The 6,424-nt window shown below is 50.0% G+C and carries 8 protein-coding genes; 3 read left to right on the top strand and 5 right to left on the bottom strand.

The annotated features are described in order from the left end of the window. Window positions 1-168 precede the first annotated feature (168 nt). Both F3J40_RS12740 and F3J40_RS12735 read right to left on the bottom strand, forming a co-directional pair. On the bottom strand, window positions 169-558 hold the full coding sequence (locus tag F3J40_RS12740) for a tautomerase family protein (protein WP_167015132.1): 390 nt from the start codon (window positions 556-558) through the stop codon (window positions 169-171). Then, window positions 558-866, bottom strand: coding sequence for a carboxymuconolactone decarboxylase family protein (locus F3J40_RS12735; protein WP_167015177.1), 309 nt, complete (start codon window positions 864-866; stop codon window positions 558-560). The genes F3J40_RS12740 and F3J40_RS12735 overlap by 1 nt, the downstream gene beginning before the upstream one ends. 100 nt (window positions 867-966) lie before the next feature. On the opposite strand from F3J40_RS12735, the gene F3J40_RS12730 reads away from it, so the two are divergent. Beyond that, window positions 967-1,851, top strand: coding sequence for a LysR substrate-binding domain-containing protein (locus F3J40_RS12730; RefSeq protein WP_167015175.1), 885 nt, complete (start codon window positions 967-969; stop codon window positions 1,849-1,851). An 87-nt stretch (window positions 1,852-1,938) separates the two neighbouring features. On the opposite strand, the gene F3J40_RS12725 is transcribed toward F3J40_RS12730, so the two are convergent. From F3J40_RS12725 to F3J40_RS12715, 3 genes are all read right to left on the bottom strand, one after another. Beyond that, window positions 1,939-2,289: a hypothetical protein gene (locus tag F3J40_RS12725; RefSeq protein WP_167015130.1), complete on the bottom strand. Its 351-nt coding sequence runs from the start codon at window positions 2,287-2,289 to the stop codon at window positions 1,939-1,941. Between the two features lie 850 nt (window positions 2,290-3,139). Then, window positions 3,140-3,784: a LysE family translocator gene (locus F3J40_RS12720; RefSeq protein ID WP_167015128.1), complete on the bottom strand. Its 645-nt coding sequence runs from the start codon at window positions 3,782-3,784 to the stop codon at window positions 3,140-3,142. Window positions 3,785-3,960: 176 nt separating this feature from the next. Continuing rightward, on the bottom strand, window positions 3,961-4,419 hold the full coding sequence (locus F3J40_RS12715; protein ID WP_167015126.1) for an Exc2 family lipoprotein: 459 nt from the start codon (window positions 4,417-4,419) through the stop codon (window positions 3,961-3,963). A gap of 227 nt (window positions 4,420-4,646) precedes the next feature. Here F3J40_RS12715 and kdpF point away from each other — a divergent pair, with 227 nt between their 5' ends. Both kdpF and kdpA read left to right on the top strand, forming a co-directional pair. Further along, window positions 4,647-4,736, top strand: coding sequence for a K(+)-transporting ATPase subunit F (gene kdpF / locus F3J40_RS25195; protein WP_017346630.1), 90 nt, complete (start codon window positions 4,647-4,649; stop codon window positions 4,734-4,736). Further along, entirely contained in the window at window positions 4,736-6,421 is a 1,686-nt protein-coding gene (kdpA, locus tag F3J40_RS12705; protein WP_167015124.1) for a potassium-transporting ATPase subunit KdpA, read from the top strand. The genes kdpF and kdpA overlap by 1 nt, the downstream gene beginning before the upstream one ends. Window positions 6,422-6,424 lie beyond the last annotated feature (3 nt).

Genomic DNA, 6,424 nt, shown 5'->3' with positions numbered 1-6,424 from the left:
TGTGAAGTGAACGGTGCCTTAAGGCCGTCAGCAGCAGGAACCCGGCGACTGAGTAATCAGGTAGCCACCCTGTAAACGGGAATCCCCCACCTGAGTCGCGTAGCGTGAAGGTGGGGGAGGATGTCAAGTCGTAATTCGCGGGCAGGGTGAATCGGTATTGCATCACAATCATAAATCCTCCTCGGAGAGCAAACGTCCGTTGCTGAAACTCCATTCATCGGCGGTATTGAATTGAATAATCACCATCACATCATTCGGACTGATATCGAGCGCGGCTTGCAGTCGGCTGCTTAACGTACGGCAGAGATTCGCCTTCTGCTCCAGCGTGCGAGGTCTACCGGCGATGATATGAAACTGCATGAAATTATCGCTGCGCCCGCCGCTTTTATAGTGGCGATCAAACACGCGTTGATGGTCAGGCAGCGTTTCGAAAACCTGAAAGCGATCGTGGGAAGGGACGGCAAATTCGTCCTCAAGGGTCTGTTGCAAAATGTCCGAAATCTGCCGGATTTGCGGGTCGCTAAAGCCCCGGCGCAGCGTAATACGGGTGAATGGCATCAGCGTTGCTCCTCTTCCAGACATTCGAGGGCAGACACCGCGGCGGGCCAGCCCGTGTAAAAAGCTAAATGGGTGAAAGCTTCCACCATCTCTTCACGAGTAAGGCCATTCTGTTGCGCGAACTGAACATGCCAGGGCAGCTGTTGTACCCGACCCAGTGCCGTCAGTGCTGCCAACGTAATTAAGCTACGTTCGCGTGGGGAAAGGGCGTCACGTTGCCAGATATCGTTGAACAGCACGTTCTGGGTCAGCTCAGCCAGTTTGGGGGCGACAAGCGCCAGAGATTCGCGATTGAGTAATTTCGTCATCATGGTGACTCCGTATTGACAGTGGCGTCATTCTGGCGCGATATTCAGATCCTGAAAATTGAATTAATCAATATCAATCATCCCGAATTTCAGGATTATGATGAACAAAATTCCTTCGACGCTCGATCTCGATGCGTTACGCAGTTTCGTAACAGGCATTGAATGCGGCAGCTTTGCGCAGGCTGCCAGCCGTCTCTGTCGTTCTACCTCCGCAGTGAGCGCACAACTCAAAAAACTGGAGCAGCAGTGTGGCGTCGAACTGGTTGTGAGGAATGGTCGCCATCTGGCGTTGACCCATAATGGCGAGATCATTATGGGGTATGCTCGTCGGCTCTTAGCGCTGAATGATGAAGCGCTGCTTGCCCTGAATGGCAAACTGATGCAGGGGGAAATCCGTATTGGTATGCAGGAAGATTTTGGCGAATCACTGATGCCAGGCATTCTGGGGGAGTTTAAACGCCATCATCCGGGGATGCGTATTCTGGCCCGTGTCGATCGCAACCGGGGATTGCTCAATGCGATCTATGACAACGAACTGGATATGGCGCTGTTGTGGCAACCGGAGCATGTGCAGCGGGGCGGTAAACCGATGGGGCAGTGCAAGTTAGAGTGGATAATGCATCCAAAACTGGATATTACAACCCTGCTGGCGCAGGGGCTGCCTCTGCCACTGGTGATGCTTGAAAGCCCCTGCCTGATGCGTTCCCGCGCCATTGAGTGCCTGGATCGCGCAAATATCCCCTGGCAGGTGGTCTTTGTCAGCCAAAGCCTCAGCGGCATCTGGGCCGCAGTAAAGGCGGGACTGGGCATCACTTTGCGTACACGTATCGGAATGCCCGGTAACTTGCATGTTGCGGGAGCGGTATTGCCATCTCCGGGTAATCTGGGCATCACTCTGGAGCAGGGGGTAGGAAATGACGCTATTCACGGGGCACAGCTAATGCTCGGACAACTTATGGAAGATGCGTTGTCAAAGGTGATGTGAGATGTAGGCTAGCAATTGCAACGTCCCAGAAATTGCACAATGGAGTAATGTCCATGGATGCCATTACTCCATGGACATTAAATAACATCAATAATTTATTGTGCTTTTAGAGACAAGATAGCTATTCACTTCGCTCATAGAACACTCTTCATCTGAGGCATCATTTTGCGTAATCACCTCAAATTTACGTCCATCCTTAGCATGGAAAACAAATCTGTAGATATTCGTATGCAGATTATGCGCCTTTTTCTGTGAGGCAAGGAGCTTCACTTCTGTCTTCGGCTCATCAAGATCTGAAATATCAATGATACCAGAGCGTTTTAACCATCCTTCCGTGATATTCATCGGCCATGCAACACAATCCTGTGGTACAACCTTAGCGCTTGCAATGACGGGAAGCAGCACTAAAAATAATGCTGAGATTTTAATTTTCATCATTTTACAACCTCAATAATTCTGTCACCGCTATTCCATATTCTTTGCCTGATCAAAATTCCGAGAACAATGCAACCATCAGAAGCCTCACCAGGATGAACGTTGCTATCGCCGTGAATTAAAAACCCCGCACGTCCAAACATTTTATTATGGGCGTCAGGTTGGAGTCTTAATTAGTAAGCGCCAGTGTGGGGATGATGGAAAGGGTGGCCAATTATGGTGTAACGCCCTCTTGGGAGTGGGCCTGTGTTTGGTACACTCTCCATATTTGTCTTAAACTTACCTTTCCCTTTTCCCGCATAGCCATAGCTTATGGAAATCCCATCTTTCGTAAGAAGGCCGTCGCTTTGATGATATACCCAAGTCATTAACTATCCTCTATCCATGTGTACTAAATTATGACTTTTCACACTGGGATTTGCAGTGCAATTCAGTCCCTGACATTATCCTGGCTCAAAAACCACCTTTGAATCTGCAAAATAGCTTAAGCCCAGACTATTAATGAAGATCATGCGAAGGCCAAGTCTATCTGCAAGTGAGATTCAACTTCAAGCCTTGTTTACAACCAATGGAAATCATTTCTAAATGAGGTTGCATTTAAGCATATTTTCATTCGGTTATGTTGAAAATAGTATGTATTTTAGGATTGTTCTTATTTCACCCTAATATAATTAGCCAGATGCTTATCTTTGTGCCATCACTGTGTGTAGTCTTACTATCTTCCTGTTTGTCCTCAGCATCTGCATCCATACCATAAAATAGGTATTAAGGTTGAAGTTAATTCTATTTTTTTTGGTGATAATGAGAAACCTAAAGCAAGTCAACCAATAGCAATCGGCAGCTATTATCCCTCCTATCGGCGGGTTAAGGCCAGTCTGATACCCAACGCAATGAACGTAGTTCCTACAATCCGATCCAGTACGTTTTGCAGTTTTCGGTTGCCGGAAAGACTACCCGCCGCGCTACCAGCTAAAACGGCAAAGGTCATATCGGTCAGGAAGGCGACCAATGCATAGGTGAGCCCTAGCAGCAGAAATGAGACGGCATGTTGATCGCCTTCTGGTGTGACAAACTGCGGGAAAAATGAAACAAAGAAAAGCAGGACCTTTGGATTGGTCAAGGTAGTAATAAAGCCTCTTGATAACAGACTATAAGCACTGCTCTTTTTCGTACTTTGCGGTTGAGACTCTTCTCCCGCTTGTTTTCTTTTAAAGCTTTCAAAAAGCATTTTTCCGCCTAAATAGATCAGATAGGCGGCACCCATATATTTAATCAGAGTAAACATCACCGGAGAGGCGAGGATCAGCGCCGTCAGCCCTAAAGTGCTGGCAACTGCGTGAGTGCAGCTCCCTAAAGCCACACCCAACGCCGAGACTATACCGGCACGACGGCCATTCGCCACGCTCTGCCCAATGACGTAGGCCATATCAGGTCCAGGGGTGACAGAAAGGAGAAAAACGGAAAAGACGAACAGTCCAAAATGCGTGATATCCAGCATGATAACCTCATATTCCTTTGAAATTACTCTAAACTTAACCCTTTAACGCCTGAATGACTAGCTCAAAAGCGTGACGGGAAGGTGGGTGTTATCTCTGATATCCGCACATCAGCGCTTGCTCCACCTCATCGCATTTAGCCAGCATCCCCCAAAGACGCTGGCTAAAGCATCATTTCCTAAGGTTTGCCGTTGTATCCATCCCAGTAAGTGGTCGTCGCGGCGTTCAGCATCAGCTCAGCCTGTTTCTTAGGCTGTTCGGCTTCATATTTATGGCTGACGAAAGTACTGCCCTGAGAGGCGGCAGCGAAAGCATCTATGCTGCGAAAGCTATTTACCCGCTCCTGTGCTTGCGCAGGCGTAATCCCCTGGGCATGATCTTTTTTGCCCAAATCATAAAACTGCTGAAGGAAAACGGTGGCGCGCTGCGTATTATCCGCCGTGAGTGAGCGCATGTTAGGGTCAAAGTTCAACTGGGCGATTTGTTGGGCTACGTGACTGGCATTGCGCTCCACGCTGGTTTTCGGTGCACACGCAGTGAGTAACAAGGGAATAAGGATTGTTAAAGCTGTTGATTTTATGTTCATTTTTTCATCCATGTAAAAAAGAAGACTATACAGGTTATCTGGCGAAATCACACCCCAGGTCAGGCAATACGTCACCACCCAATTCGGGAAAATGTCTCGCGCACATTGGAACAGCGAATATTTTTTAAATAAAGATAAAAACCCACGCTGCGTATTTATTCATCTGTCTGTTTTTTCATCTTTATACTTTTTATATACCGCGACGATCAATATTGACGACAATTTTATATTTATTTTTCTACTCTCTTAATATATTTCAAACCCATGGAGAGTGGATCGTGAGCGCAGGATTAATCGCCGGCATTGTGCTGGTGTTTTTGTTACTGGGTTATCTGTTCTATGCCCTGTTCCGGGCGGAGGCGTTCTGATGGCCGCTGAAGCATTTTTACTGTTGGCCTGTTTTATGGCCGTGCTGTTGCTGCTGGCAAAACCGCTGGGGGATTTTATCACCACCCTGGCAGCGGACCGCAGTGTCACCGGCCTGAACGGGCTTGAGCGCCTGATCTGGCGTAGCTGTGGTGTGCAGGACCAGGAGATGAACTGGCGGCACTACCTGCTCGCTATTCTGCTGTTTAACCTGCTGGGATTACTGGTGCTGCTGGTGGTGCTGTTGTACCAGGATAACTTGCCGCTTAACCCGCAACATCTGCCGGGTCTAAGCTGGCATCTGGCGATAAACACCGCCATCAGTTTTGTTTCCAATACCAACTGGCAGTCATACTCCGGTGAAACCACCATCAGCTATTTCAGTGAAATGGTGGGGCTGGCGGTGCAGAACTTCCTCTCTGCCGCCACCGGTATTGCGGTGCTATTTGCGTTGATGCGCGGCTTTGCCCGCCGTTCAACCACAAATCTCGGTAATGCCTGGCGAGACTTAACCCGCATCAATCTCTACCTGTTGCTGCCCTTGTCGCTGCTGATGGCGCTATTTTTAGTCAGCCAGGGCGTGATTCAAAACCTCAATCCCTACGTGGCGGTGAAAACGCTGGAGGGGGTGCAACAGACCTTGCCGATGGGGCCAGTGGCTTCGCAGGAAGCGATTAAAATGCTCGGCACTAACGGAGGTGGGCTGTTTAACGCTAACTCGGCGCATCCTTTTGAAAACCCAACGGCACTGACCAACTTCGTTGAAATGTTGGCAATTTTCCTGATCCCGGCGGCGCTGTGCTTTACCTTCGGCAATCTGGTGCGTGACCGTCGTCAGGGCAACACCATCCTGTGGGCGATGAGCATCATGTTCCTGCTGGCGGCGGTGGTGGTGATGTATGCCGAAGTGCAGGGCAACCCGCACCTGATGCCTTTAGGAGCCGATTCGGCGATGAACTGGGAAGGGAAAGAGGCGCGCTTTGGCCTGCTGAATTCCAGCCTGTTTGCGGTGATTACCACGGCGGCCTCCTGTGGTGCGGTGAATGCCATGCATGATTCATTCACGGCGTTAGGCGGCATGATCCCACTCTGGCTGATGCAGCTAGGCGAAGTGGTATTTGGCGGTGTCGGATCGGGCCTGTATGGCATGTTGATGAGTGTGGTGCTGGCGGTGTTTATTTCCGGCCTGATGATTGGCCGCACGCCGGAATATCTCGGTAAAAAAATTGGCGTGCCGGAGATGAAAATGGCGGCGATCTACATTCTGATCACGCCAGCACTGGTGCTACTCGGCACGGCGTTAGCGATGCTGACGGAAGCAGGGCGCAGTGCAATGGCAAATCCCGGCCCTCACGGCTTTAGTGAAGTGTTGTACGCCGTATCGTCAGCGGCCAACAACAACGGCAGTGCGTTTGGCGGACTTTCTGCCAATACCCCGTTCTGGAATCTGCTGCTGGCGGTGGCCATGTTACTGGGCCGTTTCGCACCGTTTGTCCCGCTGCTGATGATGGCCGGTTCGCTGGCGGCTCGTAAATCTCAGCCCGCCAGCCCGGGAACATTACCGACGCACGGCGCGCTGTTTGTCGCGTTGATTATCGGCACCGTGGTTCTGGTCGGCGCGTTGACCTTTATTCCTTCGCTGGCGCTTGGCCCGGTGATCGAACATTTACAGTTGCTGGGGCAGTAATGG

It is taken from the genome of Candidatus Pantoea multigeneris (assembly GCF_011752615.1).
In the GTDB taxonomy this organism is placed as follows: Bacteria; Pseudomonadota; Gammaproteobacteria; order Enterobacterales; family Enterobacteriaceae; genus Pantoea; species Pantoea multigeneris.
Note: the sequence above shows the minus strand (reverse complement) of the source record. Positions and strands in the feature narration are given on the sequence as shown.

Coding starts and splice junctions, on each gene's coding strand:
- F3J40_RS12740 (WP_167015132.1), bottom strand. CDS start 558: ATGCCATTCACCCGTATTACGCTGCGCCGGGGCTTTAGCGACCCGCAA.
- F3J40_RS12735 (WP_167015177.1), bottom strand. CDS start 866: ATGACGAAATTACTCAATCGCGAATCTCTGGCGCTTGTCGCCCCCAAA.
- F3J40_RS12730 (WP_167015175.1), top strand. CDS start 967: ATGAACAAAATTCCTTCGACGCTCGATCTCGATGCGTTACGCAGTTTC.
- F3J40_RS12725 (WP_167015130.1), bottom strand. CDS start 2,289: ATGATGAAAATTAAAATCTCAGCATTATTTTTAGTGCTGCTTCCCGTC.
- F3J40_RS12720 (WP_167015128.1), bottom strand. CDS start 3,784: ATGCTGGATATCACGCATTTTGGACTGTTCGTCTTTTCCGTTTTTCTC.
- kdpA (WP_167015124.1), top strand. CDS start 4,736: ATGGCCGCTGAAGCATTTTTACTGTTGGCCTGTTTTATGGCCGTGCTG.